Origin of the sequence: Endozoicomonas sp. ALD040 (assembly GCF_049275945.1) — a bacterium.
In the GTDB taxonomy this organism is placed as follows: Bacteria; Pseudomonadota; Gammaproteobacteria; order Pseudomonadales; family Endozoicomonadaceae; genus Endozoicomonas_A.
Genome location: NZ_CP184829.1, coordinates 4,092,379 through 4,108,239, shown reverse-complemented (window position 1 = coordinate 4,108,239; position 15,861 = coordinate 4,092,379). Strand labels below are relative to the sequence as shown.

The following is a 15,861-nucleotide window of genomic DNA, read 5'->3' as shown; positions in this document are numbered from 1 at the left end:
TTACGCCGGATTTGCTAATTATCTGGTTAGTGACTTACAACTCGTCTTTATCCTCGGATGTATCAGTGGCCCGGGCAGCTATAGACTGAAAGGCGTCGCTGAGTTCCTGATATTTTTCCTCTAACTGTTCTGCAGTGGCTTCCGCATTGTCATCAAGCCAGGCAATGGCATCCTGAACGTTATTATCAAGAAGGCTCTTGTCTTCATCAGAGAGTTTACTTACCCAGCCGTTACTGTCATCCGTCAATTGGGCGCGTTGCGAATAAACAATTGATTCCAACTTGTTACGGGCCTCAACTCTTTTTTGTGTCTGCTGATCCTGCTCCGCGAATTTCTCGGCATCCTGAACCATTTTTTCAATTTCCTCTTCGCTCAGTCGGCCAGTATCTTTGTTAATAACGATATTGTTACTGCCACTGGATTTTTCCTCGGCCTTCACCGTCAATATGCTGTTCTCGTCCACAGAGAAAGTCACATCTATTTGAGGAGTGCCCCTGGGAGCAGGTGGAATACCGGTAAGATCAAACTTACCCAACAGGTGATTGTCCTTCGTCATAGGACGCTCCCCCTCGTAGACCTGGATAGTCACTGTGGTCTGGCTATCGCTGGCAGTGCTGAATATCTGGTGTTTCTTGGTGGGGATTACCGTATTGCGGGTCAGTATTTTTGCGAAAACCCCGCCTACTGTCTCAATCCCCAGGGAAAGTGGGATGACATCAAGCAGAAGTATGTCGCTGGTTGACTTATCCCCACTGAGCACCGCTCCCTGAACAGCAGCACCATAGGCGACGGCCTCATCCGGATTGATACTATGATTTAAAACTTTACCTTCAAAGAAATTGCTTAGCAGCTCCCGAACTTTAGGGATTCGGGTGGAGCCACCAACCAGAATAATCTCGTGGATATCCCCGCGCTCAAGTCCGGCATCTTCCAAAGCCTTCTTCACGGAAGTCAGTGTTTTTCGGAACAGGTCAATATTGATCTCTTCAAATTTCGCTCTGGACAGTGGCTCGCTGAAGTCCTTTTCATCTGCCAGTGACTCAACTTCAATCCGGGCCTGATGGGACGCTGACAAAGTGCGCTTGGCCTTCTCCACCTCACGGCGTAATTTTTGCTGAGCGCGTTTGTTATGGGTCAGATCAAGACCGTATTTACGTTTGGCAATTTTACTGAAGTGATTAACCAGTCGCTGGTCAAAGTCCTCCCCCCCAAGGTGAGTGTCGCCAGCAGTAGCCAGTACCTCAAACACACCGCCATCAATCGTCAGTATTGATACATCAAAAGTGCCACCACCAAGGTCAAATACCAGTATGTTTTCTTCACCCTTGAGCCTTGCATCCAAACCATAAGCCAGTGCCGCTGCCGTCGGTTCATTGATGATTCGCTCCACAGTCAACCCTGCTATTGTGCCAGCATCCTTGGTAGCCTGGCGCTGGGCGTCATTGAAATACGCAGGCACTGTGACAACCGCATGGGTGACCTTCTGCCCAAGATATTCTTCCGCAGTTGTTTTCATTTTGCTCAGGACCATCGCACTTAGCTCTTCCGGAGTAAATGAAAAATGTTCCTGCTGGGTCGTCATTTCCACCTTGGGCTGACCATTGACATTGACGACACTGAAAGGGAAGTGCTTAATATCTGCCTGCAATTGCGGGTCATCATAACTTCGACCAATAATGCGCTTGACATCAAACACCGTAAGCTCCGGATTTCTGGAAGCCTGGTTCTTCGCAGCGTCTCCAACAAGACGCTCATTTTCCGGCGTCCATGCGATAAACGATGGCGTTATTCTATTTCCCTGATCATTGGCGATGATTTCCGTTCGCCCATTGCGACGAATACCCACACAGGAGTAGGTGGTCCCCAGATCAATACCGATAATAACTCCTTTCTCTTCGCTAGCCTCTGATTGGGCAGAGGCAAAGATTATCAGAGCGCGAAATAGCATAGCCTTAATAAATGACTTTTGAATTAAACCCCACTCCAGCATGATCAGCACCTTTATTAACGGATTTGAAGTTAACAGTTACCCCAGGCAATCAATGGCAGAGCGCTTGCTAATACAAACGCACATCCTAAAAACGCTAATCTGAACTCTATGCCTTCGTCAGAAGAGGAAGGATTGGCAAGCGCAGGCCCCCTTAGACCTCTCATAGTTTCCAAGAGTCGAACGGGAATTACGCTTGAGCATAAAATTCAGTTGCGCAAGTCAAACTTTACACTCAACGTTTTTCAGTCAACTTGCGCTAAAAAGTGAACTGTTTTATCGAATTGACCGGAAAGCTAGGCCATTATTTCTGGATTTTCAACCAATCCACTTACTTTCCAAACAGTCTCTCGAACTGGGTGACTTGGGAAATTTCCACGATGCATCAATGTTCCAATCCCGCTATAATCCCGCAGTTTTCAACATGAAATGTGGTCAGGCGGTGGTGTGAACCGTTTTATATTTATTTCTTTTAGATCTTAAAGTGCATTTAACTGCATTTTTTGGACATATATAATGAGCGGCCGCATTCGGGTATTGACGATGCTGACACCTGGATAAGGCACTCCATGGTCAGCCTGCCCCCAGAACACTCTCGGTAGAGTCAAAATGGAACAGATGAGCGAACTGGTACTGATTATGATCAGTGCCATCCTGGTCAACAACTTTGTACTGGTTCAGTTTCTGGGCCTCTGTCCGTTTATGGGTGTCTCCAACAAGCTGGAGTCAGCCATGGGTATGTCTCTGGCCACCACGTTTGTTCTCACTCTGGCCTCTATCTGCAGCTATCTCACTTATCAGTACCTATTGATTCCCCTGGGTCTGGAATTTCTTAAAACCATTGCTTTCATCCTTGTCATCGCAGTAGTGGTTCAGTTTACCGAGATGGTGGTCAGAAAAGTCAGCCCTCTGCTGCATCGTGTCCTTGGCGTATTCCTGCCTCTGATCACCAGTAACTGTGCTGTTTTGGGTGTGGCTCTGCTGAACAGCAATCGATTAAACAGCTCACTGGTTGATTCTGCGACCTACGGCTTCGGCGCTGCTGCCGGTTTCTCGCTGGTGCTGGTTTTGTTCTCTGCCATGCGCGAACGAATTGCTGCTGCCGATGTCCCAACTCCTTTCAGGGGAGCGGCCATCGGAATGATCAGTGCTGGCCTGATGTCACTGGCCTTTATGGGTTTCACCGGCCTGATCAAACTGTAAGGGAGAGCTGTCAAGGTTTATGGAAATCGTCATTTTCGCCATTATCGCCCTTCTTGCCCTGGCGCTCGTTTTTGGCGCCATACTGGGTTTTGCCAGCGTTCGCTTCAAGGTGGAAGGCAACCCTATTATCGACCAGGTGAATGAACTACTGCCCCAGACCCAGTGCGGTCAATGTGGTTTTCCGGGCTGTCGTCCCTATGCAGAAGCAATTGTCAGCGGTGAATCCATTAATCGTTGCCCTCCCGGTGGTCAGTCCACTATCAATGCACTGGCTGACCTTCTGGATGTAGAGCCAGAGCCACTGGACGAAGAGCACGGCGCCGAAAAACCACCCATGGTCGCTTATATCCGGGAAGATGAGTGTATCGGTTGCACCAAATGTCTACAGGCTTGCCCGGTTGATGCCATTCTCGGCGCTGCCAAGCAGATGCATACGGTTATGAAAGATGAATGCACCGGCTGTGATCTCTGTGTTGAGCCCTGTCCTGTTGATTGCATAGACATGGTAACCATCGAAACAACCACTCGTACCTGGAGCTGGAACCTGCCCTCCAGAGCACAACCCGGCCTGATAGCCACTGACATGAGAGGGCAAGCCCTATGAATCTGCCTCTCAGGGACATTACTGAATCCGGGCACTTGTCCAGAGGCAAAGTTTGGCCTCTGACGGGTGGTGTTCATCCTGAAGAAAACAAGCACCAGTCCAACCGCACGCCAATCAGGCCGACTCCCATGCCGGAGAAGTTGATTCTGCCATTGTCACAGCACGCGGGATCTCCTGCCCGACCCATTGTTTCTGTTGGCGACACCGTATTGAAGGGACAGATGATTGCCAAAGCGACCGGCTTTGTCAGTGTGCCCGTTCACGCACCTACCTCAGGCACTGTAACTGCAATAAGTTCGCAAGCTATTCCCCATCCCTCCGGGATGCACGACGAGTGCATTACATTGGTTCCGGATGGAAAAGATCAATGGTGTGAGCTAAAGCCCGTCAACGATTATACTACTGTTGAGCCAGCCACCCTGGTTGAACTTATCCGCCAGTCAGGTATTGCGGGTATGGGCGGAGCAGGCTTCCCAACCGCAGTCAAGCTATCGCCAAGGAGCCCGGTACACACCCTGATCCTGAATGGCTCGGAATGTGAGCCGTATATCACGGCTGATGACATGCTGATGAGAGAACGTGCCGACAGCATTATTGCCGGCGCAGAGATTTTGCAACACCTTCTCAATGCCGAATGCTGCCTGATCGGCATTGAAGACAACAAGCCAGAAGCGATTGAAGCTGTTAAAAAAGCCGTTGCTCTGTGCGACAACGGTCACAGGATGAAAGTGGTCGTCTTCCCAACCAAATACCCTTCCGGTGGTGAAAAGCAGCTGATTCAAATACTGACAGGTCTTGAGATACCCTCCGGGAAACTGCCTTCTGATTTGGGTATTGCTGTTCAGAATATCGGCACGACGGTGGCTGTCTACGAGGCTGTCCAGCATGGAAAGCCCCTGATTTCCAGAATCACCACCATGACCGGCAAAGCCCTCTCAAGCCCGGGTAATCTCGAAGTTCTTCTGGGCACACCCGCCAGACACCTTCTCTCCTGTGCAGGTATCAATGATCAGGAGCTGGAAACATTGATTATGGGTGGCCCTATGATGGGTTTCACGCTCAATGAGCAGGATGTCCCTGTCACCAAAACCAGCAACTGCCTGATTGCCGGAACCCGGGAAGAATTCCCTCCGGCTATGCCCGCTCAGGCCTGTATTCGCTGTGGTATGTGCGCAGAAGCCTGTCCTTCCTCTTTGCTGCCTCAACAGCTTTACTGGCATGCGAAATCAGAAAATCATGAGCAGCTGAAGCATCATAACCTGTTTGACTGTATCGAATGCGGTGCCTGCTCCTATGTTTGCCCGAGCAGTATTCCACTGGTTCAATATTACCGCGCCTCAAAAGGTGAAATTCGGGCTCAGGAAGCCAGACATGCCAAAGCAGAGCGCTCTAAAGTTCGCTACGAAAATCGCCAGGCCCGTCTGGAAAAAGAGCAGGCTGAAAAAGAAGCCAGGCGTAAGGCTAATGCTGAACGCGCTGCCAGGTTAAAAGCTGAGAAGGCGGCTTCAGGCAATAAAGTTTCATCAGCAGCCCCGGACCCTGTCCAGGCCGCCATTGAAAGGGCCAAAGCCAAAAAAGCAGCCACTGGCACAGCTACCAGCAAGTCGGCAAAAGCGACACTGTCAGGAGATCAGAAAGAGCTCAGGATCCAATTGTCTCTGGCCAACGCCCAGCTGAAGAAAACCCGCAGAGCTCTGATTCAGGCTCAAGAGAAAGCAGAAGGCGACGTTGACAAGCTAAGTGCTGACGTCAGTATGCTGGAGAACCAGGTGGCAAAACTGCAGAAAGATTTTGATGCTGCAGCCGTTTCAGAGCCTTCAGCTATAAAACAGCCTTCAGCTATAAGACAGTCTTCAGCTATAAAACAGCCGCCGAAAACTGAAAAAGCCCTTGATGAAGAAGCCGCCAAAAAGCTGAAAATAGAATCCGCTATGGCTAAAGCGGCCTTGAAAAAAGCAGAAAGAGCTTTGGCCACAGCACTCGAAGAAGGTAGCTCTGAAACAGAAGCCCTCGAGGACACTGTAGAAGAGTGCCGCCAGAAAGCAGAGCGTCTGGCCAAAGAATGTGTTAACGCCGATCTAGAAAAGCCTGCAAAACCCGCAGCGGATGACAAAAAACTGAAAGTTGAGCGTGCAATGGCCAAAGCAGCTTTGAAGAAGGCTGAGCGCGAAATGGCTAAAGCCCGGGAATCGGGCTCCATTGACACAGTACCCCTTCAGGAAAAAATAGACGAATGTCGGCAAAAGCTTGAACAGCTGGAATCTGGAAAAGCATCCGTTGCTGATAGCGAACCGGAGACGACCAGACCATCATCCCCGGCAAAAGTAGAAGCCAGCGACGACCTTAAGAAATTGAAAATTGAGAACGCCATGGCCAGAGCCGCTCTCAAGAAAGCCCAAAGGGCACTGGATAACGCCGAAGGCGATACTCATGCCCTGGAAGCTGCGCTGATGGAAGCACAAGCCAAAGCAGCTGAAGCTGAAAATGCTCTGACCGCAGCAGGTTAAATCTCATTTAATAAACAGTCGGAATTTACGATGACCCTGGTAAGGCAGACATCCCCCCATGCTCGCAGCCCGAACAGCACGCAGCAGGTAATGAAATGGGTCCTACTGGCAGCAATGCCGGGTCTGGCCATGCAGACAGTCTTTTTTGGCTGGGGAACGCTGATCAATCTCGTCTGGTGCGTATTCATTGCACTGGGCTCGGAAGCCTTGGTGCTGAAAATACGACAACGCCCTATCGGCTTTTATCTCTCTGATGGTTCTGCGATTGTCACTGCCGTGCTGCTGGCCCTGGCACTGCCACCTCTGTCTCCATGGTGGCTAACCCTGATAGGGACCTCCTTCGCTATTATCATTGGCAAGCAGCTCTATGGGGGGTTGGGCAACAATCCATTTAACCCGGCCATGTTAGGCTATGTGCTGCTACTGATCTCTTTCCCTCAGGAAATGACACAGTGGTTACCTCCACTGGGTTCAGCAACAGGCGCAGAGGGTCAGGCTGCAGTGAAAAGTTTCAGCGATGCGCTTTTCACCATTTTTCCATTGTTCGGCCAACCCGTTAATGTTGATGCCATCAGTATGGCAACGCCGCTGGATATCGTTCGGGAGAATACATCTCTGACCATGAAAGAACTCTGGTCAGAGAATACAGCCTTGCAATATTTTGCTGGCAGAGGCTGGCTCTGGATCAACCTTGCTTATCTGTTGGGTGGCCTTTTCCTGCTCTACAAAAAAGTTTTCACCTGGCACGCACCAGTGGGAATGCTGGCAGCCCTGCTGGTGATGTCTACCCTGTTCTGGGGTGGCACCGGATCTGGCAGCCACGGCTCACCACTGTTCCATTTATTCAGTGGTGCCACTATGCTCGGCGCCTTTTTCATCATTACCGATCCCGTCAGCAGTGCTACCAGTAACAAGGGCAGGCTGATCTTTGGCGCTGGCATAGGGATTCTTGTTTACGTTATCCGAGTCTGGGGCGGGTATCCTGACGGTGTCGCCTTCGCCACACTGTTAATGAATATGGCTGCACCCATGATTGATTATTACACCCAGCCCAGAACCTATGGTCATAAAAAGCCCAACAAGGGTTTGCCTAAGCAGCCCTGAGTGAATAATGCGAAATGAGTGACTCACGAATACCTGTAGATAAAGAAAGTCAAAATGAGCCAGAGGCGTCTTCTCAACAGAAGACACCTTCTGGCGGTCTGACCAGTAGCATCGTCCACAACAGTCTGACACTGGGTCTGTTCGCCATTCTGACCGTAGGCCTTATCGCTGCGACTTTTGTTTTGACAGAGAAGAAGATTCATGCCCAGGTTCGTGCCTTTGAAGCCAGGGCTCTGAAAGAAATTCTTCCGGGTAAGACACACGACAACAACATTCTGGATGCCCGAATTACCATCCCGGCCAATGATTTGCTGGCAACCTCTACCGAAAAGTATGGCTACGTAGCTTTCAGGAATAACAAGCCTGTGGCAGTTATTCTCCCCGCCGTAGCCCCCGACGGCTATGCCGGAAAAATCGATCTGCTGGTGGGTATTTATACCGACGGAACCCTGGCTGGTGTCAGAGCTACCCAACATAAGGAAACACCCGGACTCGGTGATAAAATAGACACCAAAGTGTCTGACTGGATTTTGCAGTTCCAGGGTAAATCGCTGCTGGACCCTGCCCCTGAAGATTGGGGTGTCAAGAAAGATGGCGGCCAGTTTGACCAGTTCACCGGAGCTACTATAACCCCCAGGGCTGTTGTCGGTTCCGTTTATCGAACCATGAACTATTTTGACGCTCACAGGCAAGCACTCTTTAAAGAGGGCGAGGCAGCCATGAACGGAGAAACTGCTCTAAGCGAAGAGACTGACTTGAAGGGAGAGACAGCCTTGCGCGAAGAAAAAGGTGCAGAAAAATGACCAATGACGTTGCTACTGATTCAGCGCTGCAGAAAAAATCATTATTTGCCGATCAATCTGCCGCCAAGATTGCCTGGGACGGACTCTGGAAAAATAACCCGGCCCTGGTCCAACTGCTGGGTCTTTGCCCCTTGCTGGGTGTATCCAACACCGTAGTTAACGCTCTGGGACTGGGAGTTGCGACCATGCTTGTTGTCATGGGCTCAAACATCGTTGTTTCCCTGATTCGACATCAGGTGACTGACGCGATTCGCCTCCCCGTTTTTGTTATGGTCATCGCCTCCTTTACCACCTGCATAGAGCTTTTGATGCAGGCCTACACTTATGAACTGTACAGGATTCTGGGTATCTTCATTCCCCTGATTGTCACCAACTGCATTATTTTGGGCCGTGCAGATGCCTACGCCTCCAGGCAACCCGTGATTCCTGCCGCTTTTGATGGGTTTATGATGGGAGCAGGCTTTGCTGCCATTCTGGTTCTGCTGGGAGCGCTTCGGGAACTGATCGGTCAGGGAACACTATTCTCAAGTATGGACCTGCTGCTGGGCCCTGTCGCACAAAACTGGACAATTGTCGTTTTTCAGGACTACAAACAGTTTCTGTTCGCCATTCTTCCTCCCGGAGCCTTCGTATTCATGGGCTTTCTTATCGCCATCAAGAATGTCATCGACAAAAAGCTGGAAGAAACCAGAAAGGCTCAGGAACCGTTATCAGAAGTGGGCAGTAAACGTGTTCGAGTAACTGGAAATATCTAATGAATAAAGAAAAAAGGACCCGAATTTTTACCCGGTTACGGGACCAGAACCCTAACCCGACGACAGAGCTCAATTACTCCTCATCCTTTGAGCTTTTGATCGCCGTGATTCTTTCAGCTCAGGCAACGGATGTTGGCGTTAACAAAGCGACAGATAAATTATTCCCGGTGGCCAATACACCCCGGGCCATTTTGGATCTCGGTCTTGAAGGTCTGAAGGAGTTCATCAAAACCATTGGCCTGTTCAATGCCAAAGCCGAAAATGTCATCAAGACCTGTAGAATGCTGCTCGAACACCACGACGGCCAAGTCCCTGATAACCGCGAAGCCCTCGAAGCACTACCCGGTGTGGGCAGAAAAACCGCAAACGTTGTGCTGAACACCGCTTTCAAGCAACCTGCTATGGCTGTAGACACTCATATATTCAGGGTTTCCAACCGAACCGGAATCGCTCCGGGCAAGAATGTTCTGGAAGTGGAAAAAAAACTGGTCAGACTGGTTCCCAAAGACTTTCTTCTGGACGCTCACCACTGGCTCATTCTTCATGGTCGCTATGTCTGTAAGGCCAGAAAACCTCAGTGCGGCAGCTGCATTATTGAAGATTTGTGTGAATTCAAAAAAAAGACTTCCTGACCTATTAGTACCTGACCAGGCACCGAGACTCCGTCCGTCCTGAGCTTGTCGAAGAATAATGGCAACACATTTCGACAAGCTCCGGACGAACCTTATGGAGTATAGCGCTTTAGAAACCGCAGTGACCTCTGTTAATCCAGGCGGCAACAGCTGCGGAAGTAACAGCAGACAGAATACCAGCATAAGGAATCGCTGAAAAATAACTGACAGCGGACGAAGTGTTAGCCGGATCGCAAACCTCTTTATAACTTGCAGGGTAGTAACCATGAGTTCCAATATAGGCTTGAGTGGTAGGTGACAGCATAAACGCTGCAAAGGTTTCAGCTGCTTTGATGCTGGTAGAACCCTCTATTATTACCATTTCCTGCCTGAGACGATGAAAATCATTGTCTTTTAACAGGGACACCTCGTCATCTTTGGGATAATTGTGCCTAACATGATGTGAATCCCTGGAGTGATCATCTTCTTCATGAAACACTAATGAGGCCGGGAGCAGAGCAAATAGCTCTGTTTTGTTTATGTTGTTGTTCCAGACATCATGGGTACTGTTTTCGATCTTGATTCTCCTCATTACATTCAAGGGATAGTACAACCCCGCAGCCTCAAGCAGATCCTCCGCCCTCTTGCCGTAGGGAGAATCCTTAGGATCCGGTATATAGACTGTCTCATTGCGATGCTTGGAGATAAAGTCACCCAACTCCTTCAGTGTTATAGTCTCTTTTCCATGACCGTGACCATGATCTTCGGTCTGGTTACCCATCTTGTGCAAGAACGCAAGCCGACCAAACGCATAGGTTTTCCGTGACTTCGGTTTGGCTTTTTCTAGCCGCACCAGCGTAGCCGGGTGGGTTTCATCTGCACTGAGAAAGACGTCGAAGGGCTCGTCATTAATAATACGATCAAACAAATCATCACTTGCGCCTTTTACCAGCGTAAGCTCAATGTCCGGATGGAGTTTATTAAAGGTTTTTCTCAACTCAACAGCTGTCGGGTAAAAGTTGGATGCAACCGCAATTTTCAGCGTGTCTGATAAAACAACGGGACTGAGGAATATCAGAGCCAGAATAAAACATGCGGATCGATAGACTTTTTTAAAAAAACCATGTCGTGTATTAGACCTGAGAGACTGCCAATACTCTTTGAAACTCCATTTCGGGCAGCTGAATAAAGTCGGCATTAACGTAGTCATAACAACTCTGTGTTTACTGGTAGATAGGGCAAGAAAGTATAGACGGTATTTATGCGATGTATTTTTTTATCGGTTTAGTCTCACTCGTCATTTGGACATTGGTAAGGTCCGCACATGCTGACGTACATGAAATTAAAGGTATCAATCACCTGTTGTATAGTCATTTCAATGATGCCGGTCCTGGCAGGGCTTCTCTCTGCTGTAGGCTTCGATCTTGCAATATTTAAAGGAATGACGCCCTGCCCTGCAGCTAATGCCTTCGGAAAAGTTTGATTAAGAATAACGGTAATCAGAGACTCTGTCAGGCCTAAAGCGAAACCATAGTCAGGGGAACTGGGATTACTCGCCATGTATTCATATATTACTTTATTTTCTGAAGAAGCAGGTTGAATATGTCTATTAATGGTAAGGAGACTTTCAACCGCATCAGAACGACCATGAGGGTCACGAATATAAACAATCTCTTTTTCTTTGTCATAACCGATCAGACTATAGGCGTGCCGGGGTTCGATTCCCTCGAATGGCCTTAGCTTCAAGGGGGCTGACAACGCTGAGGAAATAAAAAAAGTTGCTGCTTTTTCATCATCCACAAAAAAGTTGAGTAGCATCTTTAACCGAGCCTGAGATTCAAACTCCGGGTTGATGTGCCCGGAAAGTGAATTCATGAGTACCTCATTGGCTATTGATGGGAGTACTTTGACCAGCTCAGAATATTGATGATACTCGAATCGCGCCCGATCATTTCGTCCCCGTACGTTATAATATTTTTTCGACAGATGCGCATAAGCGGCTTCCAGCATCGCCAGCCAGATACCGCCATCGCGTGTTTCGGCAAAGTGTGAGTAACGCTCAACTTCTCTGAATTGAATCACTTCGCCTTTAGCAATCCCGGGAAAAACAATTTCAAACGTCTGTTCATCGAAGGGATAAAAGTAATTGAATGCGAGTCTTTTTCCCGTTTCTGAGCTGGCTATTGAGGCCAGCCAAGCGATCAGAATACAATCTGGAAAATACCCCTGCAGGAGATTATCCGGAGTAATACTCGTCAGACCTTGAGGAAAAAGTCGTCTGTAGCCGTCGGCAAACGGTTGCCTTTCGGGTTTTGCAAGCCAGACATCCCAGAAGCTGTTGTCCTGCTCGTGGTGATACTTTGCGACTCGCCCCGACAGTTCAGCCAATTCAATGCTTTCTCTGCTTAATGAGGCAGTGACAGGGTTTTGCCATGACTCGAAATTAACAAGATAAAGTCTGATGGTCTGGTAAAGGTCTTTGTTCAGATAGGGTGCATGGTAGCCCTCAATCAGCTCATCGTAGGAGAGCAGGCCATCAAAGTCTTTATCAAGGGCACCTGCCAGCTCAGGGAAGTAGCGGTAGGCCGACGGATAGCCGGGTGAAAATACCCCGCCAAAAACCTGGACAGAAAAAAATAGCAAACTCGTCAGTAATAAAGGGTGTAAGCGGTCCATAGTACTTTTTCTCCAAAAAAACCTTAATCAGCTCGTCAGGTATTGCGATACAACCCTCTATTAATTAGATGACAGAAGGCTCCGAAGAGTTCCTGTATATGGGTTAGTGAAATGGACACTATTGTTAGCAGAATCGCCGTGTGCCTGCTCAGAATCAGCTTGTTTATTCTGCGCTAAAGCGCACCGGATCTGAATTTAAGGCCATAAGGTTCCTGCAACAATTGAAAGAGAAAACAGTGCTGACTCTTTTTTTTGACTCTTCTTTTTGACTCTTCTTTTTGACTCTTCTTTTTGACTCTTCTTTTTGACTCTTCTTTTTGACTGTCTGGAACTAGTTGCACTTTCTGTTGTCCAAATAGATACCGACAATTAAATTTAGAGAGGTAACTTACTATGCAACCATTAAAATCCCCATCATCACTGCCACTAGACAACTCAATCAGGCAGGAGCAATCTGACCAGTTAACAGACACCTCAGGAAGGGCTGATAACGGAAGGGCAGTAAACAGCTGGTTTGGCGCTATCTATAACGGTTTCTTCCGCGCTATTGGCTACGGAGAAACCGTTACAGACACTGCTTCAGCTCTTTCCGACAGGACAATCGCTGCTTCTGTCTCCGGCAGCTCTGCACACACAGGCTCCATCCCGGCAGCCGATCCACAACCAGCCACTCCGATGGAACTCACAGAGGTTTTACCTGCTCTGGCAGAGGCCATAAGTGCAAAAGATGCCGCCCGGGTAAAATCACTGCTGGCATCACTGAAACTGACATCCCCGAATCAAGCTGCGCAAGTAGCCGAGGATAACCTTAAAACCATTTTGCAGGATTATTTTCCATCTGCTCGTAAAATACCCCAAAATGATTACTTAAAGCTGAAAAAGCTTATCGACTGTTTGCTGGCCAACTGTGGCAATGGTGGTTATGCACTGGCGAATTCAGCTCTGAACCTTTTTGTCGTTCGGGGAGATTTTCCACATGCCCAGTCTGTTAAAGATAAACATCAGGCAATTCTGGAAGCAGATCATCTTCAGGTAGCCCTCGATAAGGAGGTCCGGAATTACGCGCCATACGTTAAACATACCGACGACTCTTACCCACGCTTCCTCCATAGCCACAGCAAAGCGCTACTGGCCCTGGCGAATCAGCAAGATCATCAAACCATGGAGATTGTCAGGAAAACGTTCGCTGACGGGCTGGAAAAATGTTTGAGAGACACCCAATGGGTGCGAGGCTTGCCCCCACAAGATTTTACTGAAATAGAGAGGTGTTTTTGGGAATTTTACAATTTCGGCATCAAGGATGAGGAGCTGGCCTACTCCTTCCTGAATCTCTTCTTTATCAGGGGTGATTACAAGTCGGCAAAGAAAGTTGCATCGGACGGTATCCGCATTACCGACGAGGACCTTTGCAAAGCCCTCAGGGATCATTTTCACCAAGGCTCTGTCAAGGAACTGTTTGAGCTGGCAAATCCCGGGGCTGCTGGCCAAAAGAGAACTAAAGAAACCGTTCTGGATATTTTGCAACAAGCTCTGGTCGATGTTGATCGCATGCCACCTCATGAGATTGTAAATTTCGAGAGTTTTATCCGGTCTTATATCTGCCAGCTTTCTAAACCGGTCGAAGGCAGATTGTTCTTGCTCAACCCGCTCATTGATTTTTGTGTTCGTGGGGAAAAAATTGAACTGGCACAGAGGCTGAAAAGAATTTTTAAGGGGTGTTACCTTGAGCCAAAGGCTTTCGAGAATGCCTGTGAAAAACTGAAGCAGTCTGCAACCGATGAATTAGAGAAATCAGAGACGCTAAAAGCGTTATCGGGTCTGACCGAGCCCGCCAAGATCAAGACCGATTAAGCCTTCGGTCTTGATCTTGGGCTGAGTGAATTTCTTCAAGGTCCTGGACAGAAAACCCTGGCATTCTGAAGACTTTATTGGCTCGGCTGGCAAGTACATCACGTGGTACAATCACTTTTCAAAGTGAAAAACTGTAAACCATAGAACAGATAAACTGCACATGACCCCTACGATTGAACTTGCCATAGATCTGATTCAGCGTCCCTCAGTCACTCCTGAAGATGAGGGCTGCCAGGATCTGATGATCAGCCGTCTGGAACCCCTGGGCTTCAAAGTAGAGAAACTGCGGTTTGGTGAAGTGGAAAACATCTGGCTCCGCAGAGGAGACTCTGCGCCGGTTCTGGCATTTGCCGGTCATACCGACGTTGTACCCACAGGTCCTGTAGAAAAGTGGGATAACCCTCCTTTTTCTCCTTTTGTCGATGAAAACGGTATGCTGCAGGGCCGCGGCGCGGCAGATATGAAAGGCAGTCTGGCTGCCATGGTGACAGCCTGCGAAACCTTTCTGGCCGCGAACCCTGACCATAAAGGCTCCATTGCTTTCCTGATCACCAGCGATGAAGAAGGTCCGGCACGGCATGGAACCGTTAAAGTCATTGAGCACCTGGAAGCCCGTCACGAAAAGATAGACTGGTGCATCGTAGGCGAGCCATCCAGTACTCATCAGGTAGGCGATATCATCAAGAATGGACGCCGGGGCTCTATGCACGGCCACTTGCTGATTCATGGGATTCAGGGGCACGTCGCCTATCCGCATCTGGCCAGAAATCCGGTTCATGAAGTGGCACTGGCTTTATCAGAGTTGACCGGCGAAGAGTGGGATCAGGGCAATGAGTTCTTCCCACCCACCAGCTTCCAGATCTGGCATATTCATGCCGGAGAAGGTGCCAGCAATGTGATTCCCGGAAACTGCGAAGTTAACTTTAACTTCCGTTTCTCCCCTGAAGTCACTGACAAAGCGCTGCAGGAAAGAGTGCTGGCCATTCTGGATCGACATAACCTTGAATACGATATTGAATGGCATATCAGCGGCCAGCCATTCCTTACCCGCCCTGGTGCGCTGGTCAATGCAGCCCTGGCATCCATCAAGGCTGAAACCGGCATAGATTCAGAGCTGTCGACCTCTGGTGGCACCTCCGATGGCCGGTTTATAGCGCCAACCGGTGCCCAGGTGGTTGAGCTGGGTCCGGTCAACAAAACCATCCATAAAGTGAATGAATGTATCAAAGCCAGCGACCTTGATGATCTGGGCCGGATTTATCAGGGCATCCTGAAGCGACTGTTGACCTAAATTCATCCTCTACTCTCAGACATACAGACCCTATGAACAAGGTTGAAGATCTAGAAATTTATGTCAAAGACCTGAGCCTGGAGATGATCCGGAAATGGCTCACGGTTAATTTTGATAGCGTTGAAGTTCTTAGTAGCGGCAAGAAAGTCCACGACTTTCTGCTGCACAGCGAGAAAGACTCAGCGCCGGTGATGATTGTTGAGTGTGCGGTTGGCAAAGCCTGGACCAGCATCTGGTTCAAAGCCAATAAAACCCCCTGGAGTGATGATATGGCCTGCGCCAGAAGCCTGAACCAGTTTGCCAGGTGCCGGGTGAGGGCCAATGCAGCCCCCTGGTCAGACGGTGAAGATATGGATGAATGGTGGCAGATGACGGAAACAGGCGAAGAAAGCACGGTCTCCTGGCCTAATGCTCTTTGAAAACTTATTGCTGCCAGAGAAGCTATTAAGCGCTTCTGGCTTTTCCCCAT

Annotated in this window: 13 protein-coding genes; 10 read left to right on the top strand and 3 right to left on the bottom strand. The window is 49.0% G+C overall.

Annotation, left to right across the window (positions count from 1 at the left end; translation table 11 throughout):
* Window positions 1–34: 34 nt before the first annotated feature.
* Complete coding sequence (gene dnaK, locus ACOJUN_RS15145; RefSeq protein ID WP_422132773.1) at window positions 35–1,990, bottom strand: molecular chaperone DnaK; 1,956 nt, start codon at window positions 1,988–1,990, stop codon at window positions 35–37.
* 615 nt (window positions 1,991–2,605) lie between these two features.
* On the opposite strand from dnaK, the gene rsxA reads away from it, so the two are divergent.
* From rsxA to nth, 7 genes are read left to right on the top strand one after another with little or no spacing between them, the layout of a single operon-like run.
* Complete coding sequence (rsxA, locus tag ACOJUN_RS15140) at window positions 2,606–3,190, top strand: electron transport complex subunit RsxA (RefSeq protein WP_034834307.1); 585 nt, start codon at window positions 2,606–2,608, stop codon at window positions 3,188–3,190.
* Between the two features lie 19 nt (window positions 3,191–3,209).
* Window positions 3,210–3,794: an electron transport complex subunit RsxB gene (gene rsxB / locus ACOJUN_RS15135; protein WP_422132772.1), complete on the top strand. Its 585-nt coding sequence runs from the start codon at window positions 3,210–3,212 to the stop codon at window positions 3,792–3,794.
* Window positions 3,791–6,301: an electron transport complex subunit RsxC gene (rsxC, locus tag ACOJUN_RS15130; RefSeq protein ID WP_422132771.1), complete on the top strand. Its 2,511-nt coding sequence runs from the start codon at window positions 3,791–3,793 to the stop codon at window positions 6,299–6,301. Before rsxB ends, rsxC begins: the two co-directional genes overlap by 4 nt.
* A 30-nt stretch (window positions 6,302–6,331) precedes the next feature.
* Complete coding sequence (rsxD, locus tag ACOJUN_RS15125) at window positions 6,332–7,405, top strand: electron transport complex subunit RsxD (RefSeq protein ID WP_422132770.1); 1,074 nt, start codon at window positions 6,332–6,334, stop codon at window positions 7,403–7,405.
* A 14-nt stretch (window positions 7,406–7,419) separates the two neighbouring features.
* Window positions 7,420–8,208, top strand: coding sequence for an electron transport complex subunit RsxG (gene rsxG / locus ACOJUN_RS15120; RefSeq protein WP_422132769.1), 789 nt, complete (start codon window positions 7,420–7,422; stop codon window positions 8,206–8,208).
* Entirely contained in the window at window positions 8,205–8,963 is a 759-nt protein-coding gene (locus ACOJUN_RS15115; protein ID WP_422132768.1) for an electron transport complex subunit E, read from the top strand. The genes rsxG and ACOJUN_RS15115 overlap by 4 nt, the downstream gene beginning before the upstream one ends.
* Complete coding sequence (nth, locus tag ACOJUN_RS15110; protein WP_422132767.1) at window positions 8,963–9,595, top strand: endonuclease III; 633 nt, start codon at window positions 8,963–8,965, stop codon at window positions 9,593–9,595. Before ACOJUN_RS15115 ends, nth begins: the two co-directional genes overlap by 1 nt.
* A 109-nt stretch (window positions 9,596–9,704) precedes the next feature.
* On the opposite strand, the gene ACOJUN_RS15105 is transcribed toward nth, so the two are convergent.
* Window positions 9,705–10,784 (bottom strand): substrate-binding domain-containing protein, encoded by a 1,080-nt coding sequence (locus ACOJUN_RS15105; protein WP_422132766.1) that lies wholly within the window; start codon window positions 10,782–10,784, stop codon window positions 9,705–9,707.
* Between the two features lie 80 nt (window positions 10,785–10,864).
* Window positions 10,865–12,250: a hypothetical protein gene (locus tag ACOJUN_RS15100; RefSeq protein ID WP_422132765.1), complete on the bottom strand. Its 1,386-nt coding sequence runs from the start codon at window positions 12,248–12,250 to the stop codon at window positions 10,865–10,867.
* Window positions 12,251–12,643: 393 nt separating this feature from the next.
* Here ACOJUN_RS15100 and ACOJUN_RS15095 point away from each other — a divergent pair, with 393 nt between their 5' ends.
* The 3 genes from ACOJUN_RS15095 (at window position 12,644) to ACOJUN_RS15085 (ending at window position 15,811) form a co-directional block, all read left to right on the top strand.
* Window positions 12,644–14,101 (top strand): hypothetical protein, encoded by a 1,458-nt coding sequence (locus ACOJUN_RS15095; RefSeq protein ID WP_422132764.1) that lies wholly within the window; start codon window positions 12,644–12,646, stop codon window positions 14,099–14,101.
* A gap of 160 nt (window positions 14,102–14,261) precedes the next feature.
* Entirely contained in the window at window positions 14,262–15,392 is a 1,131-nt protein-coding gene (gene dapE / locus ACOJUN_RS15090; protein WP_422132763.1) for a succinyl-diaminopimelate desuccinylase, read from the top strand.
* Window positions 15,393–15,424: 32 nt separating this feature from the next.
* A complete protein-coding gene (locus ACOJUN_RS15085; protein WP_422132762.1) occupies window positions 15,425–15,811 on the top strand; it encodes a hypothetical protein in 387 nt (128 codons plus the stop codon).
* Window positions 15,812–15,861 lie beyond the last annotated feature (50 nt).

Excerpts from the sequence above, each read along its gene's own strand:
- dnaK (WP_422132773.1), bottom strand. The coding sequence starts at position 1,990 with ATGCTGGAGTGGGGTTTAATTCAAAAGTCATTTATTAAGGCTATGCTA.
- rsxA (WP_034834307.1), top strand. The coding sequence starts at position 2,606 with ATGAGCGAACTGGTACTGATTATGATCAGTGCCATCCTGGTCAACAAC.
- rsxB (WP_422132772.1), top strand. The coding sequence starts at position 3,210 with ATGGAAATCGTCATTTTCGCCATTATCGCCCTTCTTGCCCTGGCGCTC.
- rsxC (WP_422132771.1), top strand. The coding sequence starts at position 3,791 with ATGAATCTGCCTCTCAGGGACATTACTGAATCCGGGCACTTGTCCAGA.
- rsxD (WP_422132770.1), top strand. The coding sequence starts at position 6,332 with ATGACCCTGGTAAGGCAGACATCCCCCCATGCTCGCAGCCCGAACAGC.
- rsxG (WP_422132769.1), top strand. The coding sequence starts at position 7,420 with ATGAGTGACTCACGAATACCTGTAGATAAAGAAAGTCAAAATGAGCCA.
- ACOJUN_RS15115 (WP_422132768.1), top strand. The coding sequence starts at position 8,205 with ATGACCAATGACGTTGCTACTGATTCAGCGCTGCAGAAAAAATCATTA.
- nth (WP_422132767.1), top strand. The coding sequence starts at position 8,963 with ATGAATAAAGAAAAAAGGACCCGAATTTTTACCCGGTTACGGGACCAG.
- ACOJUN_RS15105 (WP_422132766.1), bottom strand. The coding sequence starts at position 10,784 with ATGACTACGTTAATGCCGACTTTATTCAGCTGCCCGAAATGGAGTTTC.
- ACOJUN_RS15100 (WP_422132765.1), bottom strand. The coding sequence starts at position 12,250 with ATGGACCGCTTACACCCTTTATTACTGACGAGTTTGCTATTTTTTTCT.
- ACOJUN_RS15095 (WP_422132764.1), top strand. The coding sequence starts at position 12,644 with ATGCAACCATTAAAATCCCCATCATCACTGCCACTAGACAACTCAATC.
- dapE (WP_422132763.1), top strand. The coding sequence starts at position 14,262 with ATGACCCCTACGATTGAACTTGCCATAGATCTGATTCAGCGTCCCTCA.
- ACOJUN_RS15085 (WP_422132762.1), top strand. The coding sequence starts at position 15,425 with ATGAACAAGGTTGAAGATCTAGAAATTTATGTCAAAGACCTGAGCCTG.